This window comes from Pedococcus sp. P2_F6 (assembly GCF_056403675.1).
Map to the genome: position 1 here is coordinate 611,990 of NZ_JBFUEZ010000003.1, position 26,221 is coordinate 638,210.

Below are 26,221 nucleotides of genomic sequence, written 5' to 3' on the forward strand. Positions count from 1 at the left end.
CGGTTCGGTCGCACCACGCTGCCGTCAAACCACGCAGCCGTCACGCCACACAGTTGTCACACCACGCAGAACTCGTTGCCCTCGGGGTCGCGCAGCGTCACGGCGTAGTAGTCGGCGCCGTCGGGGGCATTGACGTAGGCGATGCTCCCGCCCAGGGCGACCAGCCGCTCGACTTCGGCGTCCAGGCTCGCCCGCCGCGCGGCGTACGGCATCGCCTCGCGTCCCGGGGTGTGCCGGACGTCGATGTGCAGCCGGTTCTTGACCGACTTGGGCTCGGGCACCTCCTGGAACCAGATGCGCGGTCGCACCCCCTCGGGGTCGACGATCGCCCCGCTGCCGTTCTCGGCACCGACGAGCTCCTCCTCGGGTATGCCGCCCGCTCGCCAGTAGTCGAGCCACGAGTCCCAGCCGGCAGGGGCCGGCTCGGGGACGTAGCCGAGCGCCGCGCACCAGAAGGTCACGAGTCGGGAGGTGTCGGCGCAGTCGACGGTGAGGTGCCAGTTCGCGGTCATGTCGGCAGTGTCGCACCGAGGTCCGTCAGCCGCTCTGGACTGTGCCGGCTGCCTCGGTGAAGCGCGACGACCACAGGCGCAGCACCTCGAGCACCTCCGGAGTGGCTTCCTCGAGGGTGAACGGTGCGTCGACCACGCCCAGCCCGAACGCCGCCCACCCCGGGTGCACGGCGTCCATCTCCAGTCGGCAGGAGGTGTCGTCGATAGGGGTGACGCGCGCCCAGCGCCCGGTGCGCTTCTCCACCTGCTCTGCCGATGCCCTCACCGTGGCGCGCACGACAACACGGGTTTCGTTGCGGGACAGTCCTTTTCGCACGTAGGCCGCGGCGTCGCCTCCCGGGATCTCGCGGGCCCGGAATCGTGAGCGGGTCCCGAATGGTTCGGTCAGGCGATCGAGCCGGAACGAGCGCCAGTCCTGCCGGTCGAGGTCGTAGCCGAGCAGGTACCAGCGCCGACCCACCGTGACCAGGCGGTGCGGCTCGACGTGGCGCCGGACGTCCTCACCCGCCACCTGGCCGCCCCGCGCGCGGTAGGTGAACCGGATGCGCTCGGTGTCACGCGTGGCCTGGGCGACGGCTGCGAGGACCTCGGCCTGCACTGCCGGTGCCTCGGAGAAGGGCGCGTCGTCGGTCACTGCCCGCAGCGCCTCTGCTCGCCGACGAAGCTTGGGCGGCAGCACCTGCACGACCTTGGACAGGGCGCTGACCGACGCCTCCGACAGCGCACCCGAAGTCAGCTGCGCCGCTCCGTTGAGCGCCACCACCATGGCGATCGCCTCGTCCTCGTCGACGGTCAGGGGCGGCATCGTGGCGCCGGCTCCGAGCTGGTAGCCGCCCTCCACGCCGCGCACCGAGTCGACGGGATAGCCGAGCTCGCGCAGTCGCTCGACGTCGCGACGCAGGGTGCGCTCGGAGACCTCCAACCGGTCGGCCAGCTCGGGCCCGGCCCAGAACCGGTGGGTCTGGAGCAGGGAGAGCAGTCGCAGGGTGCGGGAGCTGGTGTTGGCCATGACTTCAGGATGCCTGAGATAGCGGTCAGAAAGTGGCCGGATCTCTCCCTAGCGTCGGTGATGACAGAAATCCGCAGACCACCACGTCAGGAGAAGGACATGACCACCACGCTGGAGGTGCCTCGCGAGGGTGAGCACACGGCATACCCGCCGGTCGACAGCCACGAGGCCACGAGTGGCGACGCCACGCAGCCCGGGACCCCGGTGGTGGCGCGGGGCGCGCTGCCGTTGGGACGGGCACGGACCATCGCGCTGCTCAGCCTGTTCCTCGCCTCGACGATGGAGCTCCTCGACACCACGATCGTCAACGTCGCCCTGCCGACCATCGAGGCGGGGCTCCAGGCCAGCGCCGCCCAGCTGCAGTGGATGGTGGCGGCGTACCCGCTGGCGTTCGCCGTCGGCCTGATCACCGGATCGCGCCTGGGTGACCTCTGGGGGCGCAAGCGGGTCTTCCTCGGCGGGCTCGTCGGCTTCACCCTCATGTCGGCGGCGTGCGGCTTCGCCCCGAACGCCGAGGCGCTGGTCGGCTTCCGCGCGCTGCAGGGACTCGCGGCCGCGGCGATGATCCCGCAGGTCCTGTCGAGCCTCCAGGTGATGTACGCGCCGCACGAGCGGGCCAAGGCGATGGGGCTCTTCACCGGGCTGGCCGGACTGTCGGCAGTGCTCGGGCCGGTCATCGGTGCCGTTCTTACGGAGGCCGACCTCGGCGGTCTCGGATGGCGCTCGATCTTCCTCGTCAACGTCCCGTTCGGGGCGCTGGCGATGGTGGCCGCGCTGCGCTGGGTGCCGGAATCCGTTGCCACGCAACGCCCGCGCATCGACGTGCGTGGTGTCAGTGTTCTCGCCGTCGGTCTGCTCGCCGTGCTCTACCCCCTCACCATGGGTCGCGAGCTGGGCTGGCCCGCCTGGGTGTATGCCGCGATGGCCGCCGGTGCGGTCGTGCTCGGGTTCTTCGCGAGGTCACAGGTCCGGGCCGAGCGCGCCGCTCGCGAGCCGCTGGTGGCGCTCAGCCTCTACCGGGGCCGGGGCTTCGCCGCCGGTTCGGCGATGAACTCGTTGCTGTTCATGGCGATGGCCTCCTACTTCCTGTGCCAGACGATCTACCTCCAGGCGGGTCTCGGCTGGTCGGTGCTCAAGGCAGGGCTCGCGGGGGTGCCGTTCGCGCTGACGACGACCGTGTTCGCCGGCGTCGGGGTGGCCGTGCTCGCACCCAAGATCGGTCGACGGGTGCTGCAGATCGGTGCACTGACCTGGGCGGCCGGTGCCGTGGTCCTCGCCGCCACGGTCCACGGCGCCGACGCCTCGACCTCGGTCTGGACGTTCCTCCCGGGGTTCGTGGTGGCCGGTGCCGGGTTCGGGTTGATGGTCTCGCCGATCGGCGTCTTCACGCTCGCGGACGTGCCGGTCGACAAGGCCGGGTCGGCATCGGGGCTGTTCAGCACGACGGGTCAGCTCTCGGGCGCGGCCGGGGTGGCAGTGCTGGGCTCGCTCTTCTTCTCCGTCGTCGACGCCCACGGGTCTGCGTCTCCGGTGGAGACGTTCCGACCCGCGATGGAGGTGGCGCTCGCGGTGCTCGTCGGGCTCATGCTCGTGGCGGCAGTGGTCGCGCGGCAGCTGCCCGCGATGCCGAGCCTGCCCGCGCAGGACTGAACGCCCGGCGGCGACCTCTCAGTGAGCGCCAACCCACTCATCGACCAGGTTCGAGAGTGGGTTGGCGCTCACTCGGCGTCCGCCTGCGGGTCGGTCGCCGTGCGGTCGGGTCGCCCTCGGGTTGGTCACGCCTGTCAGGACGTGATCAGGTAGCCGAGCCAGACCGCAGGCAGGCCGAGGCCCAGGGTGAGGGCGAGGTTGGCGACGAACGGCCGCCAAGCGCGCTCCTCGAAGAACACCCACGTCTCGAACGCCAACGTGGAGAACGTCGTCAGCGCCCCGCAGAAACCAATGCCCACCAACGGCATCAGCCACTCGGCTGGATGCGGCACCCCTGCCACGAGCCCGAGGACGAAAGACCCCACCACGTTCACGACGAGCGTCCCGAGGATGGTCCCGGCCCTGGTGTGCTCCCGCGCCCACCGGTCCACGACGAACCGCAGCGGTGCCCCGATGGCGGCGCCCGCCAGCACCAGCAGCGCGCCCCACCCGGTCACGGTCGCCGCCCGAAAACCCGCTCGCCGAGCGTGACCCCGAAGCCCACCGCCACCAGGCCCGCGACCAACGACCCCACGAGGTATGCCGCGGCGACCAGTCCGTGCCCCGCCTGCACCATCGCGTGGATGTCCAGGGCGTAGGACGAGAAGGTGGTCCAGCCCCCGAGCACGCCCACCCCGAGGAAGGGCCGCAGCCACGGGTGCGGCTGGGTCATCGAGAGCACCCAGACGACCAGCACACCCATCGCGAGCGACCCCGTGACGTTGACCAGGAACGTCGACCACGCGAAGGCGCCGGACACGTGCGGCAGCGCCAGCCCGACGGCATACCGGCTGAGGGAACCCAACACACCGCCCGCGGCGACAGCCCCGAGCAGCCCAGCGTCACCCGCCCGGACCATGCGCATCAGGCGCGCTGGGTCTCCAGGAAGTCCGCGATCCGCCCGATCGCCTCGGTCAGGACCTCGACGTCGGGCAGCGTCACCAGGCGGAAGTGGTCGGGCTCGAACCAGTTGAAGCCGGTGCCGTGCGTGACCAGGATCTTCTTGCTGCGCAACAGGTCGATGACGAACGCCTGGTCGTCCTCGATGGGGTAGACGTCGGGATCCAGCCGCGGGAAGCAGTAGAGCGCTCCGTGCGGTTCGACACAGCTGACGCCCGGGATCTCGTTGAGCAGCCGCCAGGCCGTCTTGCTCTGCTCGTAGAACCGGCCGCCGGGGTGGATGTACTCCTCGATCGACTGGTAGCCGCCGAGTGCCGTCTGGATCGCGTGCTGGCCAGGGACGTTGGCGCACATGCGCATGTTGGCCAACAGGGTCAGGCCCTCGAGGAAGTCGGCCGCGAGCTCCTTGGGCCCCGACACCATCACCCAGCCCGCGCGGTAGCCGCAGACGCGGTAGGCCTTGGACAGCCCGCTGAACGTCAGGCACAGCACGTCGTCGCCGGCGAAGGTCGCCGTGTGGTGGTGGACCGGCTGGTTGACCTCGTCGGCGAAGAGGATCTTCTCGTAGATCTCGTCGGACATCAGGACCAGGTTGTGGCGGCGGGCGATGTCGGCCATGCCGCGCACGATCTCGTCGCTGTAGACGGCGCCGGTCGGGTTGTTGGGGTTGATGACGACCAGGGCGTGGGTGTTCTCGGTGATCTTGGACTCGATGTCGGCAAGGTCGGGGTTCCAGCCGTTGGACTCGTCGCACCGGTAGTGGACCGGGGTGCCGCCGGCCAGCGTCACGGCGCCGGTCCAGAGCGGGTAGTCCGGCGCCGGCACGAGGATCTCGTTGCCCTCGTCGACGAAGGCCGTGAGCACCATCGAGATGAGCTCCGAGACGCCGTTGCCGATGTAGACGTCGTCGACGTGCGTGTCCGTCAGGCCACGGGACTGGTAGTAGTGCGCGACGGCCGTGCGGGCGGAGTAGATGCCGCGCGAGTCGCTGTAGCCCTGGGAGTTCGGCAGGTGGTGGACCATGTCCTGCAGGATCGCCTCGGGCGCCTCGAAGCCGAACGGCGCGGGGTTGCCGATGTTGAGCTTGAGGATCTTGTGCCCCTCGGCCTCGAGCTTCTGGGCCTCCTCGAGGATCGGCCCACGCACGTCGTAGCGGACCTGGTGGAGCTTGCGGGACTGCGTGATTCGGCGCACGCGCTCAGTGTCCCAGCACTTCGACCGTGGACACGACGGTGGTCACCCCCGGGCGCGTCGGCGTGGAGCTGAACCCGAACCGGCAGGGCGGGTCGACGTCGGCCAGGTCGCCCAGGGCCGTGCCGCGCCAGGAGCCGTCGAGACGGGTCACCGCGTGCAGGTCGGTGGCGCCGTACCACTCACGTCGACCCTCCATCGCGACTCCCCGGGTCCGTACCCCATGCAGCGCGACCCGGGCCACGGGGTCGACGACGGTGGCCCACGCGGGACTGGTCCCGATCCGCGGCGGCACCGCGCGCAGCAGCCAGCCCAGCGGCATACGCCTCCCCACGGACAGGTATGCCGTGAGGTGGTCGCCCGCGCGAACGTCCCAGCCGGTGGTGGTCACGGCCACGGACACCGGCGCCAGGCAGACCTCGTCGAACTCGTAGGTCTGCTGGACGAACTCGGCCACCCCCTCGCTGGGGGCCAGAAGGGTCCGGTGGCCCGCGGCGTCCTCGACCATCACGTCGGCGAACGGCCCGAGGGGAGACTCGACCCACCGTCCCACGACGAACCGCACGCCGGTCGTGGAGCCGACCCCGGCGATGGCGCCCGTGAAGCGCAGCCGCTGGACGGACGCCACCACGGTCAGGAGTGGGTCGGCTTGGTGAAGGCGAGGGCGGCAACCACCCCGAGGAGCAGCACAGCTGCCGGCAGCAGCAGCGCCTGCGACATCGCGCTGGCGAAGCCGTCGGCGATCTGCGGAGGCAGCTTCACGCCTGAGGTGCGCTGCGACATGTCCTGGGGCACCCCGGGCAGGTTGGCCGTCAGCCGCGCCTCGATGAGGGCCGCGATGGCCGCGCTGCCGAGGACTGCGCCGATCTGCCGGGTCGTGTTGTAGATGCCGGATCCGGCGCCTGCCGAGGACATCGGCAGGTTGCGCGTGGCGGTGGCGGCTAGCGGGGCCCACATGAAGGCGTTCGCGACACCCATCAGCGCCATGGGCACGAGCAGCAGCCACGTCGGGCTGTCCGTGGTCGTCACCAGACTGAGCAAGAACAGCGCGACCGAGCACAGGGCCAACCCGAACGCCGTGATGGCCCGCGGGTGCATGCGGTCGATGAGCCGGCCCGCGACCGGGGACAGCGCGCCGGCCAGCACCGCCATGGGCACGAGCAGCAGGGCCGACTGGGTCGGCGTCAGGCCGCGGACGACCTGGGCATAGAGCATGAACGGGAAGGCCATCGCCGTGATGGCGAACCCGACTGCGGCGATGGCGATGTTGGACAGCGAGAAGTTGCGGTCGCGGAACAGCCCGAGCGGCACGAGGGGTTCGGTCCGGATCCGGCTCTGCCAGTAGACGAACAGGCCGAAAACCACGATGCCCGCGGCGATGAGCAGCGGCACGGAGATGATCCCGGTGATGGTGCCCCAGTTGTAGGTCTCGCCCTCCTGGATGCCGAAGACGATGAGGAACATGCCGACCGCGGAGAGCGCCACACCGATCCAGTCGAACGAGTGGCTGTGCGTCTGCAGCGTGGGCACCAGGCGGGCCGCGAGCACGAAGGCGGCGACGCCGACGGGGACGTTGATGAAGAAGATCCACTCCCAGCCGGGGCCGTCGACGAGCAGGCCGCCGACCAGCGGTCCGACGAGAATGGCGACTCCCGCGGTGGCGCCCCACAGGGACATCGCCTGGCCACGGGAGGCGGCGGGGAAGGTGCGCGTGATGACCGCCATCGTCTGGGGTGTCATGAGCGATGCCCCGACGCCCTGGACGATGCGCGCGATGATCAGCATCTCGATGGAACCGGTGAGCCCGCACCAGAGAGAGGCGAGGGTGAATAGCGCCAGCCCGATCAGGTAGACGTACTTCGGCCCGATGCGGTCGCCGAGGCGGCCGGTGATGAGCAGCGGCACGGCATACGCGAGCAGGTAGGCGGAGGTGACCCAGATGACCGAGTTCACGTCGGCGCCCAGGCCCTTCATGATCGCCGGCGTCGCGACGGACACGATGGTCGAGTCGACCAGGATCATGAAGAACCCGATCACCATGGCCCACAGGGCCGGCCACGGGCGGTAGTCGGCGGGCAGGTCGGTGCTCAGGGTTGCGGGTGCGGCCATGAGAGGTCGCCTTTCTCGAGTCGGGTGATGAAACCGTTGATCCAGTCCTGCTGGGCCACGGTCATGTGGCGGATGTAGTCGGCGGTGATCCAGTAGGCCTCGGCGATCTCACGCGCCCTGGCCTTGTCGACGAGGCAGTCGATGTCGGACAGCTCGCCCTCGATGACCTTGAGGTGGTCGCGCAGGTCGGCGCAGACGGCACTGGCCGGGGCGTGGTGTGCCTCGGCGAGGGCCAGGGCAAAGCTGGGGAACTCGTTGACGGGCTCGCGCAGGATCTGCCGGATCCGCTCCACCAGCGACGTGCGGCCGAGCTCGGTGATGGCATAGGTGGTGCGCTCCGGCCGGTTGCCCGCGCGGGCGGTGCCGGTCGCCTCGGCCAGGCCGTCGTGGGTGAGGCGTTCGACCGTGCGGTACAGCGAGCCCGGGGTGACGCGGACGATGCGGTCCTCGTGACGTTCGAGGAGCAACTGGTACATCTCGTAGGGGTGCATGGCGCGCTCGTTGAGCAGTGCCAGCGCCGAGATGGCCAGCGGGGAGAGGGGCATCGGTGTCCAGGCGTCCGATCGTTCCGTGCGAAATATTCCACGCGGAATATAGACGTGGCCTCGCGAGATGGTCAACTCCCCGTGCACTGCGCGCGCTGCCCTAGGCTCCCCTGCATGGCTCCCACGTCGGACCTCGGGGCACTCGAGATCGAGCTCAGCAGGCTGCTGCGCCGTGCCCGCAGTGCGCAGCAGCGCACCGCCCTGGACGTGCACCCCGACCTCGACTCCGCGGGGTATGCCGTGCTGGTCGCCATCCGTGACCTGGCCGCCACCGGCGGCGGCGCCCGGGGCGGCGACATCTCCGACCTGCTCGGGCTGCACAAGTCGACGACCAGCCGGAACCTCACCACGCTCGAGGACCTCGGCCTGATCGAGCGGATCCCCGACCCGGATGACGCCCGCGCCCGTCAGGTGCGGCTCACCTCGGCCGGTGCCGAGGCCCTGGAGCGCTCGGTGTCGGGTCGGCGCGAGCGGCTGCGTGCGCGCTTGGCGAGCTGGGAGGCGCAGGACGTCGCCGATCTCGCCCGCCTCCTGCGACTGCTCAACGACACCGCGCCCTAGGTCACACCTTTATCGGGTGTAGGGACAAAGGTGGCCTTCACCCCGAAACGGTTCCGGGGTGAAGCGCTCCCTTTCGGGGTTGAGCCACCGCTGCGGCCACTCGACTCCGGTCAGACGCTGATGCCTCCCCTCAACCGCGGGTGGAATCGCTCGGTTTGGCCCGATCGAACGCCACGACAGCCCGCACGCCGGGTGCGGCGTCCTCGAGCCACACCCGAGCGCCGTTGCGCCGCAACAGCTCTCGCGTGATGGGCAGGCCGAGGCCACTGCCGCCGCTGTCGCGGTCGCGAGCCTCGTCGAGCCGGGCGAACCGGTCGAAGACCCGCTCGCGGTCGGCTTCGGGTATGCCGTGCCCGTCATCGGCCACGACGAGCCACACGGCATTGCCGTGACGCTCCCAGGACAGGGTCACGCGGGTGGCCGCGTGGCGCACGGCGTTGTCGACCAGGTTGCCGACGGCCCGGGTCAGGTCGTCAGGTCGCGCCACGACGGTCGCCTCCCCGAGACCACCGGAGGTCTGGGCCCTCACCGGCACGCGAGCCGAGGTGTAGCGCCGCTCGGTGTCAGCCACCACCTGGGCGACCGACAACTCCGTCGCCTCGGAGAGCGAGCCCTCGGCGCCCGAGCGCGCCAGCACCAAGAGGTCTTCGACGAGGGCGGACAGGCGATCCACCTCCGGCAGCAGCTCGCCCGGCAGGGCGCCCCCCTCGCCGACGCGGGCGGCGACTTCCAGCTGGGTGCGCATGCTCGCCAGCGGACTTCGGAGCTCGTGCGCCGCGTCGGCGACGAAGCTGCGCTGCTGCGCACCAGCGGACGCGAGGCGGGCGAGCATGTCGTTGAGCGTGGTCGCCAGGGCGCTGACCTCGTCCCGGGTGTCGGGCACCGGGAGCCGTTCCGTCGGGTCGGCGGCCGCACCGATCCGCTGGGCACCTTGTCGCAGCGACTCCACCGGACGAAGGGCTGATCCGATGACGCGCCAGGCGACGACACCGAGCAGCGCGAGGAAGAGGGGGAGGAGCACCAGCATGAGCGTCCGCAGCACCCGACGGCTGTTGTCGAGGTCTGCCGTCGGCACCGCTGCGACGACGAGCACCCGGGCCGTGGCCGGGCCGGCCTCGAGTCCCGCCACCTGGAGCTCGCCCGACAGCCCGGCGCGAGCGCCGGGCACCCGGAGCCCGGAGCCGCGAGCGACGAGCCGACGCTCGGCCGGGTCGACGAGCGGGGTCAACCGGTCGGCAGTCACGGAGGCGCCGACGACCCGGTTCTGCGGGTCGAGCACCTGGACCAGCTGGGCACCGCTCGCTGGCACCGGCGCGGGCAGGCGCCCCTCGTCCACGAGGATCGCGACGTCGTGCGCACTGGCCCTGGCCTCCGCGGTGGTGGCCCGGTCCAGTGCCGCGCCCATCGCGGCATACAGGACGATGCCGCCCACGAGCAGCGCTCCCGCGACGCCAGCCAGTCCGACGACCATGAGCCGCGATCGGAGGCTGCGCCGACCGAACCACCCGGTCATGCCCGCAACCGGTATCCGACGCCACGCACCGTCTCGATGCGGTCGCGACCCAGCTTGCGCCGCAGGTAGCCGATGTAGACCTCGACCACGTTGGGGTCTACCGTCTCGGCGGAGCCCCACACGTTGTCCAGGAGCGACTCCTTGGTCGAGACGGCCGGGTGCGCGCGCAGCAGGTGCTCGAGGACGAGGTACTCGGTCCGGGACAGGGCCACCACCGCGCCCGCCACCTCGACCCGGCGCGAGGCGGGGTCGAGCCGGATGCCTCCGGCTGCCAGCGTCGTGGCGCGGGGCACCGGGTCGCGACGGACCAGGGCCCGCAGCCTGGCGAGCAGGACGACGAAGGAGAACGGCTTGGTGAGGTAGTCGTCGGCGCCGTAGTCAAGCCCGTCGGCCTGGTCGTACTCGCCGTCCTTGGCCGACAGGAGCATGACCGGCACCCAGTTCTCCTCTGCCCGGAGCGTCCGGACCACCGTGTAGCCGGACATCCTCGGCAGCATGACGTCGAGCAGGACCGCGTCGTACCCGCCGAACCGCGCAGCCTCCAGCCCACTCGGTCCGTCGACCGCCGTGTCGACCACGAACCCTTCTGCCACAAGGCCCTTCGCAAGGGCAGCGGCCATCCGGGGCTCGTCCTCGACCACCAGCACCCGCACCCCGCCACTGTGGCACGAGAGTCCCAGCCCTCAGCCCACATTCCCGGTCTGAAACCCTTAGAAAGTTCACAGGTCCCGCGCGGCAGGATGGACCCATGAGCCTGTTCACGGACCACCCTGCCGCCCGCTGGGCAGCACCCGCCGGCGCACTCGCCGTGATCGGTGCCGTCGCCCTCACGGCCAACCACGTCGCCAGCGCCGACCCGAGCCTGCCGCCGCGTTCCGCCGCGCAGCTGCTCGTCGACGTGCAGCAGGCCAACCTCAAGGGCCTGTCCGGCACCGTCGTGCAGACCTCGAACCTCGGGCTGCCGGACATCAATCTCGGCGGGTCGACCCAGGGCGGATCGTCGTCACTGACCTCGCTGGTCTCGGGCACCCACACCTGGCGCGTCTGGCTCGCGGGGCCGCAGCAGCAGCGGCTCGCCCTGGTCGGCAGCCTCGGCGAGTCCGACGTGATTCGCAACGGACGCGACCTGTGGGTGTGGTCCAGCAAGGACAAGACCGCGACCCACACGCTGCTGCCGGCCGAGGGCGCCAAGCCGGCCCCGACGCCCGACCAGCTGCCCAAGACACCGCAGGAGGCAGCTCAGCTCGCCTTGTCGGCGATCGAACCCACCACGAGCGTCGCCACCTCGGGTGCGTCCGTGGTCGCGGGGCAGCAGGCCTACGACCTGGTCCTCAAGCCCAAGGACACCGCCAGCCTGGTCGCGTCCGTGCGGATCTCGCTGGACGCCGTCCACCACGTGCCTCTGCGGGTGCAGGTGTTCTCCACCAAGACGGCCAACCCGGCGTTCGAGGTCGGGTTCACCCACGTCGACTTCGCCAAGCCGGCCGCTCGCCAGTTCGCCTTCAACCCTCCGCCCGGCACCAAGGTCACCCAGTCGACCCTGGGCAGCGATGCCGGCAAGGCGGCGGCGACCAAGCCCTCCGCGCCGGGCTCCGCTCCCGCAGGCGCCAAGCCCAAGATCGTGGGCATCGGCTGGACCACCGTCGTGGTCTCCCGGCTGCCCGACGCCTCGGCCGCCGGGTCCCGGGCGAGCCAGGGGGACCTCGCGGGCCAGCTGCAGCGCGTCCTCAGCCTGCTGCCCAAGGCGTCCGGCTCCTGGGGCACCGGTCACGTGCTCCAGGGCACCCTGTTCACCGTGGTCGTCACCGATGACGGCCGGGTCGCCGTGGGCGCCGTCGCCCCAGAGCGGGTGTATGCCGCGCTGGCGGCGAAATGACCCAGCTCACCACGGCGGGTGAGCAGGCTGCGCCGAGCGGGCGGGTGACCCCCGCGCGCCAGTTCGCGAGGTCCGACACAGGTCCGGGAGCATCACCCGAGACGGGCCTCGCGATCTCGACCAGGGGCCTGACCAAGCGGTTCGGCTCGCAGGTCGCCGTCGACGACGTGGACCTGCGCGTTCCCCACGGCGCGGTCTACGGCTTCCTCGGGCCGAACGGCTCCGGCAAGACCACCACCATCCGGATGCTGCTCGGACTGGTCGAACCCACATCGGGCAGCCGGAGCCTGCTCGGGATGGCCATCCCGCAGCAGGCCACGATCGCCCTGCACCGGGTCGGCTCGCTCGTCGAGGGTCCTGCGTTCCACCCGTACCTGTCGGGGTGGGCGAACCTCGTGCGGCTCGACTCCGCGGACGTCCTCGCCGATCCCGGGACCACCCGAGCCCGCATCGGCACCGCCCTCGACCGGGTCGGCCTGACCGCCGCAGCCGGCAAGCGCTACCGCGCCTACTCGCTCGGCATGCGCCAACGGCTGGCCATCGCCGCCGCCCTCCTCGCCCCCCGCGACCTCCTCGTGCTCGACGAACCCACCAACGGGCTCGACCCGCAGGGCACGCGCGAGGTGCGCTCCCTCATCGGGTCGCTCGCCTCCGACGGCACGACGGTCTTCGTCTCCAGCCACCTGCTCGCCGAGGTGGAGCAGATCTGCAGCCACCTGGGCGTCATGCGGGATGGGCGCCTAGTGGCACAAGGCACCACGTCGGAGGTGCGCGGCGGCGGCATCGTGACGCTGCACCTCGTGACCGCCCAGCCGGCGGAGGCTGCTGCGGTGCTGACTGGGCTCGGCGTGCAGTCGGTCACCGCGCACGCAGGTGAGGTGCGCGGCATACCCGGCGAGCTCGAGCCGGAGGCCATCGTCGCGGCGCTGGTCCGCGCGGGGGTCGGGGTGCGGTCGTTCACCGCGAGCTCGCCGAGCCTCGAGGATCTGTTCGTCTCGCTCACGGGGGAGGGTTTCGATGTCAGCGGCTGAGGTGCACGTAACGGGCTCCGGGGGCTCCCCAGGCGTGGTGACCCGTCCGAGGGGCCGCCCACTCTCGACGCGGCTGCTGCGCTCCGAGCTGCGCATCATCGCCGGGCGTCGACGCAACCAGGCGGGCCTGCTCGTCCTCGCCGCGGTGCCGATCATCATGGCGATCGCCGTCAAGGTGTCGGCGCCGCAGACAGGAGAAGGACCTGACTTCCTCTCGTCGATCACCTCCAACGGCCTGTTCGTCCCGCTGGCCGCCCTCGGTGTCGAGATGGGGATGTTCCTGCCCCTGGCGATGTCGATGCTGTCGGGCGACGCCATCGCCGGTGAGGCCAACCTCGGCACCCTGCGCTACCTCCTCACCGTCCCCGTGAACCGCACGCGCCTGCTCCTGGTGAAGTACGCGTCGCTGTGCATCGGGGCGGTGTGGGGCATTGCAGCGGTGGCCATCCCGGGTGCCGTGATCGGCATTGCGCTGTTCGGCACGGGTCCGCTGACCACGCTGTCGGGCACCCAGCTCGGTTTCGGCGCAGCGGTGTGGCGCGTGGTGCTGGTCATGCTCTACCTCGCGGCCGGGCTCGCCGGCCTCGCCGCCGTGGGCCTGTTCATCTCGACCCTCACCGAGGTGCCGATCGCCGCCGCGATCGCCCTGATGGTGTTCACCATCGTGTCGTGGATCCTCGACGCGGTGCCCCAGCTGGGCTGGCTGCACCCGTGGCTGCTCGTCGACCACTGGCTGGCGTTCGGCGACCTGCTCCGCGACCCGATGGCCGGTGGCGAGATCGGACGTGGCCTGTTCACTGCCGCCGGGTATGCCGTGGTGTTCTGGCTGGCCGCGTGGGCGCGGTTCGCGGGCAAGGACATCACCAGCTGACGCAGCCGAGTCGGGTTGGCGTGACGAGGGCCACGGGGCTTGGCGGTACCGGGGCTACCGATCGGTAACTAGGCTCTCGGCCATGACGACGCTCTCCGGCAAGACCATCATCATGTCCGGCGGCAGCCGTGGCATCGGCCTGGCGATTGCCGTGCGGGCCGCCCGCGACGGCGCGAACATCACCCTCATCGCCAAGACCGACAAGGCAGACCCGCGCCTCGTCGGCACGATCCACACGGCGGCCGAGGCGATCGAGGCGGCTGGCGGCAAGGCGCTCGCCGTGGTGGGCGACGTGCGCGACGACCAGACCCTCGCAGATGCGGTCCAGCAGACGGCGGACGCGTTCGGCGGGATCGACATCGTCGTGAACAACGCGAGCGTGCTGAACCTCAGCCCCACTGCGACGCTCGACCCCAAGCGCTACGACCTCATGCAGGACGTCAACGTCCGCGGCACCTTCATGCTGACCAAGGCGGCCCTCCCGCACCTGCTGGCCTCGCCGGACCCCAAGGTCCTGACCCTGTCGCCGCCCATCAACCTGGACCCGCGCTGGTTCGCCGGCCACCCGGCATACACGATGGCGAAGTATGGGATGACCCTCGCGGCGCTGGGTTTCGCCCACGAGCTCGGCCAGAAGGGCGTCTCGTCCACCTGTCTGTGGCCGGCGACCCTCGTCGCGACGGACGCGATCGGCAACCTGCCCGGCGGCGACCAGATGGTCAAGGTGAGCCGCAAGCCCGACATCGTGGCGGACGCCGCCTGGGAGATCCTCACCACCGAGGGCCAGGGCCTCAACGGCCAGACCGTGATCGACGAGGACCTGCTGCGCGCCCGCGGCGTCGCCGACTTCGCGGCCTACTCGATGACGGGCAGGGACGAGGGCCTCGCGCCCGACCTCTTCCTCAGCTGACCGATCGACCGTATGCCGCGGCGCTGGCGCGGCGCGGCGCGTCGCTCGCCTAGAGCTCGCGGAGACGGCCGTCTTCGACGTGCCAGCGACGGGTTGCGTTGACGTCGGCCAACATCCGACGGTCGTGGGTGACGAGCAGGACCGTCCCGCCGAACGAGTCGAGCGCCTGCTCCAGCTGTTCGATGGCGGGCAGGTCGAGGTGGTTGGTGGGTTCGTCGAGGACCAACAGGTTGACCTCGCGCGCCTGCAGCAGCGCCAGGGCCGCGCGGGTGCGCTCGCCGGGGGACAGCGAGTCGGCCGCTCGGTGGACGTGCTCGGCGCCGAGCCCGAACTTCGCGAGCAGGGTGCGCACGTCGGCGTCCGGCCACGTCGGGAGGGCATCCCCGAACGCCCGGGCCAACGGCTGGTGCCCGACGAAGAGCCCACGAGCCTGGTCCACCTCGCCGACCCGGACCGACGACCCGAGGCCGGCTGTCCCTGCGTCGACGGGGATCGTGCCGAGCAGGACGCCGAGCAGCGTCGTCTTGCCCGAGCCGTTGGCGCCGGTGACGACGATCCGGTCGGCCCAGTCCACCTGCACGTCGATCGGCCCGAGGGTGAAGTCGCCCCGCCGCACGACCGCTCCCGCAGCCGAGGCCACGACCGAGCCGGAGCGCGGAGCAGCCGCGATGGTCATGCGCAGGTCCCATTCCTTGCGCGGCTCCTCGACCACCTCGAGGCGTTCGATCATGCGCTCGGTCTGTCGGGCCTTGGCGGCCTGCTTCTCGGCCGACTCCGCGCGGAAGGCCGGGATGAACTTGTCGTTGTCCGTGGCCTTGCGACGCGCGTTGCGGACGCCCACCGCCATCCAGTTGCGCTGGGTCACCGCACGCTGCTGGAGCCGGCCCCGGGTGTCGGCGTACTCCTCGTACTCCTCGCGCGCGTGCCGCCGCGCGACCTCGCGCTCGGCGAGGTAGCTGTCGTACCCGCCCTCGTAGACCCCCACCTGCTGCTGCGCCAGGTCCAGCTCGACGACGCGAGTGACCGTGCGAGCCAGGAACTCGCGGTCGTGGCTGATGATGACCGCCGGGCTGCGCAGACCCGCGACGAACTGCTCCAGCCGTTCGAGGCCGTCGAGGTCGAGGTCGTTGGTCGGCTCGTCGAGCAGGAGCACGTCGTAGCGCGACAGCAGCAGGGCCGCCAGTCCCGCCCTCGCCGCCTGTCCACCGGAGAGGGCGGTCATCGGCATGTCCAGATCGACCCCGAGCCCGAGCGAGGCGACCGTGGTGGCGGCCCGCTGCTCGAGGTCCGCGCCACCGAGTGCGAGCCACGTCTCCAGCGCCGCGGCATACCGGTCATCGGCCCCCGGCGTCGGATCGGCGAGGGCGTCGGCGGCGGCGTTCATCGCGTCCTCGGCGTGGCTCACGCCGGTGCGGCGCGCGATGAACCCGGCCACGCTCTCGCCCGGTCGGCGCTCCGGTTCCTGGGGCAGGTGCCCAACGGTCGCGCTGGCCGGGGTCAGCGTGACCGCGCCCTCCTCCGGCTCCAGCTCGCCGGCGAGCAGTCGCAGCAGCGTCGACTTGCCCGCGCCGTTCGCTCCGACGAGCCCGACGACGTCGCCGGGACCGACGATCAGGTCGAGTCCGGCGAAGAGGGCTCGCGCGCCGTGCCCGGCGGCGAGGTTGGTGGCCTGAAGTGTGGTGCTCATGTCCCGACGGACGGTACCCGTAGCCCACCGCCCGCCGACACCGGGTTTGGTGTGCGCCGACGGTCGGGAGCACCGGGGTTGTGGGATGCCCGCGTGAGCGGTGGGATGACAGGCATGACAACGCTGTCGCACGCCGCGGGTGAGACCGACGTCCCGCTCCTGGAGCAGACGATCCCCGACAACCTGGATGCGACCGTGGCCCGGTTCGCGGACCGCGACGCGCTGGTGGACGTGGCCCAGGGGATCCGCTGGACGTATGCCGAGTTCGCCGCCGAGGTGGACCGGCTCGCCCGTGCGCTGCTCGCCAGCGGGGTGACCAAGGGCGAGAGGGTCGGCATCTGGGCGCCGAACTGCGCGCAGTGGACCGTGGTGCAGTACGCCACCGCCAAGATCGGCGCGATCCTGGTCAACATCAACCCGAGCTACCGGACGCACGAGCTGGAGTTCGTCCTGAAGCAGGCCGGCATCTGCGCCGTCTTCCTCGCCGAGTCCTTCAAGACCAGCGACTACGTGGCGATGCTCGAGGAGGTGCGGGCGAGCTGCCCCGGTGTCCGCGACTCCTACGTCTTCGGGCAGGCCTCGTGGGATGCCCTGCTGTCGCGGTCCGACGAGGTCACGTCGGAGCAGGTCGCGCAGGTCCAGGCGACCCTCGATCCGCACGACGCGATCAACATCCAGTACACGTCGGGCACCACCGGCTTCCCCAAGGGCGCCACCCTGTCGCACCGCAACATCCTCAACAACGGCTTCTTCGTGGGCGAGCTGTGCCGCTACACCGAGGCCGACCGGGTGTGCATCCCGGTGCCCTTCTACCACTGCTTCGGGATGGTCATGGGCAACCTCGCCTGCACCACCCACGGCGCCGCGATGGTGATCCCTGCGCCCGGTTTCGATCCGGCTGCGACGCTCAAGGCGACGGCCGACGAGAAGTGCACCTCGCTCTACGGCGTCCCCACGATGTTCATCGCGGAGTGGTCGCTCCCGGACTTCGCGGCATACGACCTGTCCTCGGTGAGGACCGGGATCATGGCCGGATCGCCTTGTCCTGCAACGATGATGACCAAGCTCATCGACGCCGGGATCACCGAGATGACGATCTGCTACGGGATGACCGAGACGTCACCGGTCTCCACGCAGAACCGCACCGACGACACCTTCGAGCAGAAGGTCGGCACGGTCGGCCGGGTCGGCCCCCACCTCGAGATCAAGGTCGTCGACCCGGTGACGGGAGAGACGCTGCCGCGCGGTGAGGCCGGCGAGTTCTGCACCAAGGGTTACTCGGTGATGCTGGGCTACTGGGAGCAGCAGGACAAGACCGACGAGGTGCTGGTCGACGGCTGGATGCACACCGGCGACATCGCGGTCATGGACGATGACGGCTACGTCCAGATCACCGGCCGGATCAAGGACATGGTCATCCGAGGTGGGGAGAACGTCTACCCGCGCGAGATCGAGGAGTTCCTCTACACCCACCCCGACATCCTCGACGCCCAGGTGATCGGGGTGCCCGACGAGAAGTACGGCGAGGAGCTGTGCGCCTGGATCCGCATGCGGGAGGGCGCAAAGCCGCTCGATGCCGAGTCCGTTCGAGCGTTCGCGACGGGCAAGCTCGCGCACTACAAGATCCCGCGCTACGTCACGATCGTCGACGAGTTCCCGATGACCGTCACCGGCAAGGTCCGCAAGGTCGAGATGCGTGAGAAGTCAGTGGCTGAGCTGGGCCTCGGTTGAGGCGGGCTCGGCACTGGTCGGGTGGTCTGCTCGGGCAGTCGGGTGGCTGGGCCACCAGAACCCCTCGCCGAGCAGGCTGACGACCGCAGGGACCAGGACCGACCGCACGAGCAGCGTGTCGAGCAGCACACCGAACCCGACGATCACACCGATCTGGGCCAGCTGCACCAGTGGCAACACGCCGAGGACCGCGAAGACCGCTGCGAGCAGGACACCGGCGCTCGTGATCACCCCGCCGGTCACGGCCAGGGCCGTGACGATGGACTCGCGCGCGGACGCGCCGCCGGACGCCTCCTCGCGGGCTCGGGTGGCCAGGAAGATGTTGTAGTCGACACCCAGCGCCACGAGGAAGAGGAAGGCGAGCAGTGGCGTGCTCACGTCAAGTGGCGGGAAGCCCAGCAGGTGCTGGAAGGCGAACCAGCTGGCGCCCATGCTGGCGACGTAGGTGGCCACGACGGTCGTCACGAGGACCAGTGCGGCCACCACGGAGCGCAACAGCACCAGCAGGACGACGAGGACGATCCCAAGGATCAGGGGGAACAGCAGCAACCGGTCGCGCTCGGCGGTCGTGCGCGCATCCAGCGACTCGGCGTCGGACCCGCCCACGACCGCGTTGGCGCCGGGCACCGCGTGAACTGCCTTGCGCAGTGCCCTGACCTGGTCGAACGCCGCCGGCGTCCCCGGGTCCGCGGTCAGCACCACGTCGAGCTGGACGAGTTCCGCATCGCTGCCGGCAGTGCGCACGGTCTGGACGCCGGGCAACAACTTCGCTGCCGAGGTCACGGCGTCGGTCGACGCCCGGTCGGCCACGACGACCGCGGGGTCGCTCGTGCCAGCCGGGAATGCCCTGGCCAGCTGCTCTTGTCCCACCACGGCCTCCGGCTTGTCGAGGAACTGCTCCTGCGGCGACTGGCCCACCGACAGGCCGGTGCCGCCGAGAGCGAGGACGGCGAGCACCAGTAAGGACCCCAGCCCGACCAGGAGGGGGCGGCGGGTGACTGCTTCTCCGATCCGCCGCCAGGCTCCAGCGTGGCTGGGGTCGAGCGTGCCGATCCGCGGCACGAAGGGCCAGAAGAGTCGCCGGCCGAACAGCACCAGCGCTGCGGGGAGGAACAGCAAGGCGTAGGCGAGCGCGATCGCGATCCCCGTGGCACCGGCATAGCCGAGGGACTGGGCGAACGGGTCGTCGGCGAGACCGAGGCTGAGGAGGGCGAGGATCACGGTGCCCCCACTGGCGAGGATCGCCGGCGCGGCGGAGTGGAGGGCGGCGCGGATGGCCTCATGGCGGTCCTCGGTGCGGCGCAGCTCCTCCCGGTAGCGCGCGATCAGTAGCAGGGCGTAGTTGGTCCCGGCGCCGAAGACGAGGACCGAGGTGATCCCCGTGACGGCCCCGTCAGCCCGCAGCTCGGTGGTCCGGCTGAGGAAGGCGATGGCCTTGCTCGCCACCTGGTCGCCGGTGCCGACGACGGTCAGGGGCACCAGCCAGAGCCACGGGCTGCGGTAGGTGAGCAGCAACAGGATGGCGACGACCGCCGCGGTGGACCCGAGCAAGCGGATGTCAGCGCCGTCGAACACGGCCCCGATGTCGGCGGAGAAGGCCGGACCGCCGGTGACGGTCGCGGAGATGCCCTCGGGTAGCCCCGCGTTGACGCCCCGGCGCAGCGCGGCGACCGCCTTCGAGACGTCGTCGTCTGCGAGGTCGGCGCGCAGAGGCACGATGACCAGCGCGGTCGAGCGGTCGTCCGACACCTGCGGCGGGATGCCGCCGGCGCCGGCCGCGGCGCCCTGGGCGGGCGAGCCGCCCGAGCCGCCCGAGCCGCTGCCGGCGTCCTGGCTCGCCGGGGCCCAGGCCGACACGGCAGCTGTGCCACGGTCACGAGACTGTTCCACGGCCCGGAGGGCGCCCGCGTCGAGGCTGGCCCCGTCGCGGGTGTAGACGACGACGGCCGGCGAGACGCCGCTCGACGGCAGGCTGTCTCGCAGCACAGCCGCCCTCGCGGCCTCGGCACCCGCGGGCAGGGATGCCGCGGTGGTCGAGACCGGAGCCGGTTCGCCGGCGAACGCGAAGGCAGCCCCAGAGACGAGCAGTGCAAGCACCACGGTGGCCCACTTCGTGCGGGGGGTGGCTAGCGCTCCGAGGGCGCGGGCGGCCGGTCCGAAAAGTCCGTGGTCCACAGCCCGTCCTGCGTCTTGTCGGTTATGGAACAGTTCCATGATGGAAATACTAGACTGCTGGCATGACGACGCGCCAGCCCGAGGGCCATGACTCCCGCGAGCCGGTGCCTGCTGCCATCGTCGACGCGCTCCGCGCCTTCACCACGGCGATGGATCGCTACATCGACGTGCATGGCGGGGCCGTGGGGATGCACCGCACCGACCTGGTGGCGCTCGGGCACGTCATGGACGCCGGCCGGCAGGGGGAGCACCTCACCCCCAGCGAGCTGGCGGCGGCCCTCAACCTCAGCGCGCCGGCCACCTCCGCGCTCCTGACCCGCCTCGAGTCAGTCGGGCACGTCCAGCGCACCCACGCCAGCAGCGACCGTCGACGGGTCTCGATCGAGATGACCGACGACGCCATGGCCGTCGGGCGGCAGGTGTTCGGGCCGCTCGCGGTGGAGATGCTCGCGGCTATCAACCGCTACGACCGGCAGGAGCAGGAGCTGGTCCTGCGTTTCCTCAACGACGTCCTCGACGCGACTGGACGAGCGGCTCGCCCGGACTGACGTGGACGCTCCGCACCGGCCCCAGCCCGCAGCCGGAGCAGCGGCCTGAGGGCGCATGTGGGGCGCTGACCTGCGCAAACGGCCACCTCGGCGGTGGACGTTTGCGCTGGGCTGCCCTAGGTTGCCAGTGCCGGGGACCCCCTTCCGGCCCAACCCAGGAGGGCTCATGAAACCCATCGTCTGGATCATCGTCATCATCGTCGCCGTGGCTGTCGTCGCCTGGCTGGTCATGATGAACAGGAGCCGCCAGCTGGAAACCCGTCGCGAGGAGGCCGCCGACCTGCGGTCCGAGGCTGAGCAGCACGACCGCGACCACCGCGAGCGGGACGCTGCAGCAGCCGAGGCCCAGGCGCAGGCCGAGAAGGCCAGGGCCGAGGCGCAGGAGCAGCAGGCCCGGGCTGTCCAGCTCGAGTCGGAGGCCCAGCGACGGGCCGAGGACGCCGAGAGGGCGCGCGAGAACCGCGACGAGCACCTGCGCGCGGCTGACGAGCGCGACCCCGACGTCGACGTGTCCGAGAACGTGTCCGCGACCGAGGCCGAGAACCAGGCCGAGACCGTGAACGCGGACCGAGCCGGCGACCGCGAGGCCGAGACCGTGGACGCTGACCGAGTCGGCGACCGCGAGGCCGGGACCGTGGACGCTGACCGAGCCGGCGACCGCGAGGCCGCCGACCGCGGGGACCGTCGCCCGCAGGTCTGACGGCACCCGAGGCCCGGTCAGCAGGCATGCCTGCGGCCGGGCTTCGTCGTCGGCGAGCGGTGGGGGAATGGGTTGACGGGCGCGCTGGTTCTACGGGATAGTTGAAATTCGAACTAGATCGGGAGTGCCCATGCCTGCTGTCTCCGTCGCCGACCTCACGGTTCTGCCGCGCGTCCCCGCGCCGGGCGCCATCGCCGAGCAGCGCCGCGTCCGCTCCGTGACCAGCGCCCCGAGTGGCCTCGAGGGGGAGGGGTTCCCGGTCAAGCGCGCCTTCGCCGGTGTCGACCTGCGCGACCTCGACCCGTTCATCCACATGGACGAGATGGGCGCCGTCGAGTATGCGCCGGGCGAGCCCAAGGGCACGCCCTGGCACCCGCACCGCGGCTTCGAGACGGTCACCTACATCATCGACGGCATCTTCGACCACCAGGACTCCTTCGGTGGCGGCGGCACGATCACCGACGGCGACACCCAGTGGATGACGGCCGGTTCGGGGATCCTGCACATCGAGGCCCCGCCGGAGCACCTCGTCGTCAGCGGTGGGCTGTTCCACGGTTTCCAGCTCTGGGTGAACCTGCCGAAGGTCGACAAGCTGAAGGCACCGGCATACCAGGACCTGAGGTCGAGCGAGGTCGGGCTGCTGACCTCCGCCGACGGCGGCTCCTTGCTGCGCGTCATCGCCGGCGAGGTCGGGGGAGTGCAGGGTCCGGGCTCGACCCACACCCCCATGGCGATGGTGCACGCGACCGTGGCTCCCGGTGGCGAGCTGTCCCTCCCGTGGCGTCGCGACTTCAACGCCCTCGTCTACGTCATGAGCGGCGACGGCTTCGTCGGCCCCGACCAGACGCCGGTCGGCCCCGGCCAGCTCGCCGTCTTCGGACCCGGCGACGCCATCCAGCTCTCCTCGGCCCGCACCCAGCAGGAACGGTATGCCGCGGGGCTCGACGTCGTCGTGCTCGGCGGCCTGCCCATCCGCGAACCAGTCGCCTGGGCCGGGCCGTTCGTGATGAACACCGAGGCAGAGGTCCGCAAGGCCTTCGAGGACTACCAGGCCGGCCGGCTCGGCCAGCCCGTCCCCCACGGCGACGTCGGCGGCGCCAGCGCCTGACCGCGCACCCGGGCGGCGGCATCGCCCGCCCGCTCGAGTCTGAAGGATCGTGGGGACCCTGACCCGGCAGATCCTTCAGACTCGGGGCGCCGGAGCCTGCTGCGGCACGGCTGCCGGCGCCGCGGCATACCGGTCGCGCAGCTGGCGGTAGAAGCGGCTGGTGAGCGCGTAGGCCGTCAGGGCCAGTCCAAGCAGCCCGGCCAGGACGAACACCAGGGCGATCCCTCGCGTGGGCCCCGTGCCGAACCACGAGCCGATCCACTTCGCGCCGAGCCCGTCGGTCATGAACGGGATGAAGGCGAACTGGGCCAGCGGGCTGATCAGGAACGCGGTCAGTGGCGAGGCCGACTGCTCCACGCTCTGGGCGAACCCGAAGACCCGCCCCTGCCGCTCGTAGGGCACGACCTTCTGCAGCACCGTCTGCTCGGAGGCCTCGACGTACGGGACGAGCGCCATGTAGACGACCATCCCGACCGCCAGCCAGATGATCGAGTTGCGCATCGGGAAGACTACGGTCGTCGTCCACAGTGCCAGGTTGATGAGCAGGATCAGCCGCACCGGATTGGAGGACAGGCCGGTGCGCGTGATGAGCAGCCCCGCGATGATCAGGACGCCGGACAGGGCGCCCCACAGGAACCCCCACGTCTGGACCGACACCATCGACAGGCCGTAGGCGTCCATGAGGGCCATGAACACGCCGCCGAGAAAGTTGTTGATGGTCGAGAACACGACGAGCGCGGGCATGCCCGGTATGCCGCGCACGACCTTCACCGTGCCCGCCAGGTCGACCTTGCGGTCGCCGCCGCCGTCGGCCGCCGAGTCGACGTCGGAGGGGACCTTCACGAAGGGGAGGTGCACCAGTGCGAGCCCGATGACCACGAGGGCCAGGACCAGCACGCCCAGCATGCCGTTGGCGCCGACGAGCAGGCCGCTGATAACCGACGTGACGAGGAACGACACCCCCGACGTGGTGCCGACGAGCCCGTTGGCGCGGTCGCGCTGGTGCTCTGGGACGAGCGCGGTCACCACGGTCGGCAGCGCGATGGTGCGCAGGTTGCCCGCGATCATGCCGGTCATGAGGAGGACCACGAAGACCCACAGGCGCAGACTCGTCGGGTCGGTGAACTCTTCGCGCGGCGTGACGAGATAGAGCCCGAACGAGGCGGCGTAGAGGACCAGTGAGGCGAGGGCCGACCCCTGCATGACGGCTTTCTTGGAGTGGTGGTCGACGAGGCTGCCGAACCAGATCCCGGTGAGCATCGTGGCCACGAGGAAGATGCCGGCGATCATGCCCGTCGCGAAGACCGAGCGCGTCTCGAGGTAGACGAAGAACGTGATGGCGAACCAGACCGTGAAGTTGATGACCGAGACCAGCAGCACGTTCGCGAGCAGCTGCACGAACGTCGGCATGAAGGGGTCGCTCCACCGCAGCCGGTTGCGGCTCGCTTCGGGGTGCGTTCGGTCCGTCACAGGTCCTCCTCGGGGTCACCAGTATCGACCTGCGCCGGTCGGCGAACTCATCGCAGTTTTGCACTGTCGGACGAGTTACGATACGGTACGTAGCGTATTGAAAGGAGTGAGTGACATGACCCGTTCCACCACCCGAACCCGTACCCGCGCCGCCGAGCGCGCCGGCCGCCACTCGCGCGGCCACGCCGGCAAGTACCCCCACGACTACCTGCACACCGACCGCACGTACGCCGAGACCCAGTCCGACATCGGCGGCGGCCTCTTCCTCGGTGCGATCACGCTCATCGCCCTGATGACCCTGATCGTGATCGGCCTCGTCTGAGCCGTCCCCCCGCACCGCCTCGCGCCCGTCGTCCAGCCAWTGGACGGCGGGCGCGACTGTCGTCACGTTGCGGCGCCATTGCTGCGGTGCAGCCAATAGGTTTGGCGGCGTCGCGCGACGTTTGCGCGGCGTCGGCTGCGTCATGCGGCGTTCCACGGCCTTCCAGCGACGGGAGCAGTAGTGCGGATCGGTGTTCCAGCAGAGTCCAAGCCGGGCGAGACCCGGGTCGCCGCCACGCCCAAGACCGTGGGCCAGCTGGTCGGCCTCGGGTACGACGTGGTGGTCGAGGCGGGCGCCGGCGCGCGGTCGTCCTTCTCCGATGACGCGTATGCCGCGGCTGGAGCTTCCGTGGTCAACGGCTCGGTGGTCAATGGCTCGGCGGTCAATGGCTCGGCGGTCGATGACTCAGACGCGTGGACGAGCGACGTCGTGCTGAAGGTCAACGGGCCCACCGACGAGGAGATCGGGCGGTTGCGTCCCGGCTCGCTGTTCGCCTCGCTCATCTCGCCCGCCCTCAACCCTGCGCTGGTCGACAAGCTGACCGCTGCGGGCGTGACGGCGCTCGCGATGGACGCGGTGCCCCGCATCTCGCGTGCGCAGTCCCTCGACGTGCTGTCGTCGATGGCCAACATCGGCGGGTACCGCGCGGTCATCGAGGCCGCGCACGAGTTCGGGTCGCTGTTCACCGGCCAGGTGACCGCGGCCGGCAAGGTCCCGCCCGCCAAGGTGCTGGTCGTCGGTGCCGGGGTGGCCGGTCTCGCCGCGATCGGCACGGCCAGCAGCCTGGGTGCGATCGTCCGGGCCTTCGACGCGAGGTCCGAGGTCGGCGAGCAGGTCGAGTCGATGGGTGCCGAGTTCCTGCGGATCGCGGTCGACGACGAGGGCCCCTCGGCGACCGGCTACGCGAAGGAGATGGGCGAGGACTTCAACCGCAAGGCGGCCGAGCTCTACGCAGAGCAGGCCAAGGACGTCGACATCGTCATCACCACCGCCCTCATCCCCGGCAAGCCGGCCCCACGACTCATCACCGAGGAGATGGTGGCGTCGATGAAGCCCGGCTCGGTCGTCGTCGACATGGCGGCCTCCAACGGCGGTAACGTCGCCGGCACCGTGGCCGACCAGATCGTGACCAGCGCCAACGGCGTCAAGCTGATCGGCTACACCGACCTGCCCGGGCGGCTGCCCACCCAGGCCAGCCAGCTGTTCGGCACCAATCTCGTCAACCTGCTCAAGCTGCTCACCCCGGGCAAGGACGGGCGCATCGTCCTCGACCTCGACGACGTGGTCCAGCGCGGCATGACCGTATGCCGTGACGGCCAGACCCTGTGGCCGCCACCTCCCGTGCAGGTCAGCGCCGCGCCTGTCGCTGCCGTCAAGGCCGCACCCGAACCGAAGGCCCCGAAACCCCCGCCGGACCCGCGGCGCAAGTACGTCGCCATGGCCCTGGCCGCCGTCGTCTTCGGCCTCGTCGCAGCGAACTCCCCGGCAGTCTTCCTCGGCCACTTCACCGTGTTCGCGCTCGCGGTCATCGTCGGCTTCTACGTCATCTCCAACGTCGCCCACGCCCTACACACCCCGCTGATGGCCGAGACCAACGCGATCAGCGGCATCATCCTCGTCGGCGGCGTGCTCCAGCTGGGCAGCTCCAACGCCCTGATCCAGGTCCTCGCGTTCCTCGCCACGCTCGTGGCCAGCATCAACATCTTCGGAGGGTTCGCCGTGACCGGCCGGATGCTCCAGATGTTCAGGAAGGACTGAACCGG

General features: G+C 70.7%; 25 protein-coding genes. 12 read left to right on the forward strand and 13 right to left on the reverse strand.

Annotated features, from left to right (window positions below; translation table 11 throughout):
* Positions 1–56 precede the first annotated feature (56 nt).
* Positions 57–512: a VOC family protein gene (locus tag AC1DWP_RS10825; RefSeq protein ID WP_477614463.1), complete on the reverse strand. Its 456-nt coding sequence runs from the start codon at positions 510–512 to the stop codon at positions 57–59.
* A gap of 25 nt (positions 513–537) precedes the next feature.
* Positions 538–1,521, reverse strand: a complete 984-nt coding sequence (locus tag AC1DWP_RS10830; RefSeq protein WP_477614464.1) for a helix-turn-helix transcriptional regulator — start codon at positions 1,519–1,521, stop codon at positions 538–540.
* 99 nt (positions 1,522–1,620) lie between these two features.
* Here AC1DWP_RS10830 and AC1DWP_RS10835 point away from each other — a divergent pair, with 99 nt between their 5' ends.
* The gene (locus AC1DWP_RS10835; protein WP_477614465.1) at positions 1,621–3,171 is read left to right on the forward strand and encodes an MFS transporter; all 1,551 of its coding nucleotides are present in this window, start codon (positions 1,621–1,623) and stop codon (positions 3,169–3,171) included.
* Between the two features lie 134 nt (positions 3,172–3,305).
* Here the strand turns inward: AC1DWP_RS10835 and AC1DWP_RS10840 are convergent, their stop codons facing one another.
* Genes AC1DWP_RS10840 through AC1DWP_RS10865 form a run of 6 tightly spaced genes read right to left on the reverse strand, consistent with a single transcriptional unit; the run spans position 3,306 to position 7,955 of the window.
* Positions 3,306–3,668 (reverse strand): fluoride efflux transporter FluC, encoded by a 363-nt coding sequence (locus AC1DWP_RS10840; RefSeq protein ID WP_477614466.1) that lies wholly within the window; start codon positions 3,666–3,668, stop codon positions 3,306–3,308.
* Entirely contained in the window at positions 3,665–4,075 is a 411-nt protein-coding gene (locus AC1DWP_RS10845) for a fluoride efflux transporter FluC (protein WP_477614467.1), read from the reverse strand. Before AC1DWP_RS10845 ends, AC1DWP_RS10840 begins: the two co-directional genes overlap by 4 nt.
* The gene (locus AC1DWP_RS10850) at positions 4,075–5,304 is read right to left on the reverse strand and encodes a pyridoxal phosphate-dependent aminotransferase (protein WP_477614468.1); all 1,230 of its coding nucleotides are present in this window, start codon (positions 5,302–5,304) and stop codon (positions 4,075–4,077) included. Before AC1DWP_RS10850 ends, AC1DWP_RS10845 begins: the two co-directional genes overlap by 1 nt.
* A gap of 4 nt (positions 5,305–5,308) precedes the next feature.
* Positions 5,309–5,932 (reverse strand): hypothetical protein, encoded by a 624-nt coding sequence (locus tag AC1DWP_RS10855; protein ID WP_477614469.1) that lies wholly within the window; start codon positions 5,930–5,932, stop codon positions 5,309–5,311.
* A 2-nt stretch (positions 5,933–5,934) separates the two neighbouring features.
* Complete coding sequence (locus AC1DWP_RS10860) at positions 5,935–7,410, reverse strand: DHA2 family efflux MFS transporter permease subunit (RefSeq protein WP_477614470.1); 1,476 nt, start codon at positions 7,408–7,410, stop codon at positions 5,935–5,937.
* On the reverse strand, positions 7,389–7,955 hold the full coding sequence (locus AC1DWP_RS10865) for a PadR family transcriptional regulator (protein WP_477614471.1): 567 nt from the start codon (positions 7,953–7,955) through the stop codon (positions 7,389–7,391). The genes AC1DWP_RS10860 and AC1DWP_RS10865 overlap by 22 nt, the downstream gene beginning before the upstream one ends.
* Positions 7,956–8,069: 114 nt before the next feature.
* Here AC1DWP_RS10865 and AC1DWP_RS10870 point away from each other — a divergent pair, with 114 nt between their 5' ends.
* Positions 8,070–8,516: a MarR family winged helix-turn-helix transcriptional regulator gene (locus AC1DWP_RS10870; RefSeq protein ID WP_477614472.1), complete on the forward strand. Its 447-nt coding sequence runs from the start codon at positions 8,070–8,072 to the stop codon at positions 8,514–8,516.
* A 130-nt stretch (positions 8,517–8,646) separates the two neighbouring features.
* Here the strand turns inward: AC1DWP_RS10870 and AC1DWP_RS10875 are convergent, their stop codons facing one another.
* Positions 8,647–10,029, reverse strand: coding sequence for a sensor histidine kinase (locus AC1DWP_RS10875; protein ID WP_477614473.1), 1,383 nt, complete (start codon positions 10,027–10,029; stop codon positions 8,647–8,649).
* Entirely contained in the window at positions 10,026–10,682 is a 657-nt protein-coding gene (locus AC1DWP_RS10880) for a response regulator transcription factor (RefSeq protein ID WP_477614474.1), read from the reverse strand. The genes AC1DWP_RS10875 and AC1DWP_RS10880 overlap by 4 nt, the downstream gene beginning before the upstream one ends.
* A 95-nt stretch (positions 10,683–10,777) precedes the next feature.
* Here AC1DWP_RS10880 and AC1DWP_RS10885 point away from each other — a divergent pair, with 95 nt between their 5' ends.
* From AC1DWP_RS10885 to AC1DWP_RS10900, 4 genes are all read left to right on the forward strand, one after another.
* Complete coding sequence (locus AC1DWP_RS10885) at positions 10,778–11,905, forward strand: LolA family protein (protein ID WP_477614475.1); 1,128 nt, start codon at positions 10,778–10,780, stop codon at positions 11,903–11,905.
* Positions 11,902–12,936 carry an ABC transporter ATP-binding protein gene (locus tag AC1DWP_RS10890; RefSeq protein ID WP_477614476.1) on the forward strand — a complete coding sequence of 345 codons (1,035 nt, stop codon included), beginning with the start codon at positions 11,902–11,904 and terminating at the stop codon, positions 12,934–12,936. Before AC1DWP_RS10885 ends, AC1DWP_RS10890 begins: the two co-directional genes overlap by 4 nt.
* Positions 12,937–12,973: 37 nt before the next feature.
* Positions 12,974–13,807, forward strand: coding sequence for an ABC transporter permease (locus tag AC1DWP_RS10895; RefSeq protein WP_477614477.1), 834 nt, complete (start codon positions 12,974–12,976; stop codon positions 13,805–13,807).
* A gap of 82 nt (positions 13,808–13,889) precedes the next feature.
* A complete protein-coding gene (locus AC1DWP_RS10900; protein ID WP_477614478.1) occupies positions 13,890–14,717 on the forward strand; it encodes an SDR family oxidoreductase in 828 nt (275 codons plus the stop codon).
* Positions 14,718–14,766: 49 nt separating this feature from the next.
* Here AC1DWP_RS10900 and AC1DWP_RS10905 read toward each other — a convergent pair whose 3' ends face one another.
* Entirely contained in the window at positions 14,767–16,404 is a 1,638-nt protein-coding gene (locus AC1DWP_RS10905; RefSeq protein ID WP_477614479.1) for an ABC-F family ATP-binding cassette domain-containing protein, read from the reverse strand.
* 105 nt (positions 16,405–16,509) lie between these two features.
* Here AC1DWP_RS10905 and AC1DWP_RS10910 point away from each other — a divergent pair, with 105 nt between their 5' ends.
* Positions 16,510–18,135 (forward strand): AMP-binding protein, encoded by a 1,626-nt coding sequence (locus AC1DWP_RS10910; RefSeq protein WP_477614623.1) that lies wholly within the window; start codon positions 16,510–16,512, stop codon positions 18,133–18,135.
* Here the strand turns inward: AC1DWP_RS10910 and AC1DWP_RS10915 are convergent.
* Positions 18,109–20,349, reverse strand: a complete 2,241-nt coding sequence (locus tag AC1DWP_RS10915) for an MMPL family transporter (RefSeq protein WP_477614480.1) — start codon at positions 20,347–20,349, stop codon at positions 18,109–18,111. The genes AC1DWP_RS10910 and AC1DWP_RS10915 overlap by 27 nt on opposite strands.
* A gap of 23 nt (positions 20,350–20,372) precedes the next feature.
* Between AC1DWP_RS10915 and AC1DWP_RS10920 the strand changes: the two genes are divergently transcribed.
* From AC1DWP_RS10920 to AC1DWP_RS10930, 3 genes are all read left to right on the forward strand, one after another.
* On the forward strand, positions 20,373–20,858 hold the full coding sequence (locus tag AC1DWP_RS10920) for a MarR family winged helix-turn-helix transcriptional regulator (protein WP_477614481.1): 486 nt from the start codon (positions 20,373–20,375) through the stop codon (positions 20,856–20,858).
* Between the two features lie 166 nt (positions 20,859–21,024).
* Positions 21,025–21,558, forward strand: coding sequence for a hypothetical protein (locus AC1DWP_RS10925; RefSeq protein ID WP_477614482.1), 534 nt, complete (start codon positions 21,025–21,027; stop codon positions 21,556–21,558).
* A 130-nt stretch (positions 21,559–21,688) separates the two neighbouring features.
* A complete protein-coding gene (locus AC1DWP_RS10930; protein WP_477614483.1) occupies positions 21,689–22,666 on the forward strand; it encodes a pirin family protein in 978 nt (325 codons plus the stop codon).
* Between the two features lie 75 nt (positions 22,667–22,741).
* Here AC1DWP_RS10930 and AC1DWP_RS10935 read toward each other — a convergent pair whose 3' ends face one another.
* Positions 22,742–24,136 (reverse strand): MFS transporter, encoded by a 1,395-nt coding sequence (locus AC1DWP_RS10935; RefSeq protein ID WP_477614484.1) that lies wholly within the window; start codon positions 24,134–24,136, stop codon positions 22,742–22,744.
* 115 nt (positions 24,137–24,251) lie between these two features.
* Between AC1DWP_RS10935 and AC1DWP_RS10940 the strand changes: the two genes are divergently transcribed.
* Both AC1DWP_RS10940 and AC1DWP_RS10945 read left to right on the forward strand, forming a co-directional pair.
* Complete coding sequence (locus AC1DWP_RS10940; protein WP_477614485.1) at positions 24,252–24,458, forward strand: hypothetical protein; 207 nt, start codon at positions 24,252–24,254, stop codon at positions 24,456–24,458.
* A gap of 180 nt (positions 24,459–24,638) precedes the next feature.
* Entirely contained in the window at positions 24,639–26,216 is a 1,578-nt protein-coding gene (locus AC1DWP_RS10945) for a Re/Si-specific NAD(P)(+) transhydrogenase subunit alpha (protein WP_477614486.1), read from the forward strand.
* The last annotated feature ends 5 nt before the right edge of the window (positions 26,217–26,221 follow it).

Coding starts and splice junctions, on each gene's coding strand:
- AC1DWP_RS10825 (WP_477614463.1), bottom strand. CDS start 512: ATGACCGCGAACTGGCACCTCACCGTCGACTGCGCCGACACCTCCCGA.
- AC1DWP_RS10830 (WP_477614464.1), bottom strand. CDS start 1,521: ATGGCCAACACCAGCTCCCGCACCCTGCGACTGCTCTCCCTGCTCCAG.
- AC1DWP_RS10835 (WP_477614465.1), top strand. CDS start 1,621: ATGACCACCACGCTGGAGGTGCCTCGCGAGGGTGAGCACACGGCATAC.
- AC1DWP_RS10845 (WP_477614467.1), bottom strand. CDS start 4,075: ATGCGCATGGTCCGGGCGGGTGACGCTGGGCTGCTCGGGGCTGTCGCC.
- AC1DWP_RS10860 (WP_477614470.1), bottom strand. CDS start 7,410: ATGGCCGCACCCGCAACCCTGAGCACCGACCTGCCCGCCGACTACCGC.
- AC1DWP_RS10865 (WP_477614471.1), bottom strand. CDS start 7,955: ATGCCCCTCTCCCCGCTGGCCATCTCGGCGCTGGCACTGCTCAACGAG.
- AC1DWP_RS10870 (WP_477614472.1), top strand. CDS start 8,070: ATGGCTCCCACGTCGGACCTCGGGGCACTCGAGATCGAGCTCAGCAGG.
- AC1DWP_RS10875 (WP_477614473.1), bottom strand. CDS start 10,029: ATGACCGGGTGGTTCGGTCGGCGCAGCCTCCGATCGCGGCTCATGGTC.
- AC1DWP_RS10885 (WP_477614475.1), top strand. CDS start 10,778: ATGAGCCTGTTCACGGACCACCCTGCCGCCCGCTGGGCAGCACCCGCC.
- AC1DWP_RS10890 (WP_477614476.1), top strand. CDS start 11,902: ATGACCCAGCTCACCACGGCGGGTGAGCAGGCTGCGCCGAGCGGGCGG.
- AC1DWP_RS10900 (WP_477614478.1), top strand. CDS start 13,890: ATGACGACGCTCTCCGGCAAGACCATCATCATGTCCGGCGGCAGCCGT.
- AC1DWP_RS10905 (WP_477614479.1), bottom strand. CDS start 16,404: ATGAGCACCACACTTCAGGCCACCAACCTCGCCGCCGGGCACGGCGCG.
- AC1DWP_RS10910 (WP_477614623.1), top strand. CDS start 16,510: ATGACAGGCATGACAACGCTGTCGCACGCCGCGGGTGAGACCGACGTC.
- AC1DWP_RS10915 (WP_477614480.1), bottom strand. CDS start 20,349: ATGGAACTGTTCCATAACCGACAAGACGCAGGACGGGCTGTGGACCAC.
- AC1DWP_RS10920 (WP_477614481.1), top strand. CDS start 20,373: ATGACGACGCGCCAGCCCGAGGGCCATGACTCCCGCGAGCCGGTGCCT.
- AC1DWP_RS10925 (WP_477614482.1), top strand. CDS start 21,025: ATGAAACCCATCGTCTGGATCATCGTCATCATCGTCGCCGTGGCTGTC.
- AC1DWP_RS10930 (WP_477614483.1), top strand. CDS start 21,689: ATGCCTGCTGTCTCCGTCGCCGACCTCACGGTTCTGCCGCGCGTCCCC.
- AC1DWP_RS10940 (WP_477614485.1), top strand. CDS start 24,252: ATGACCCGTTCCACCACCCGAACCCGTACCCGCGCCGCCGAGCGCGCC.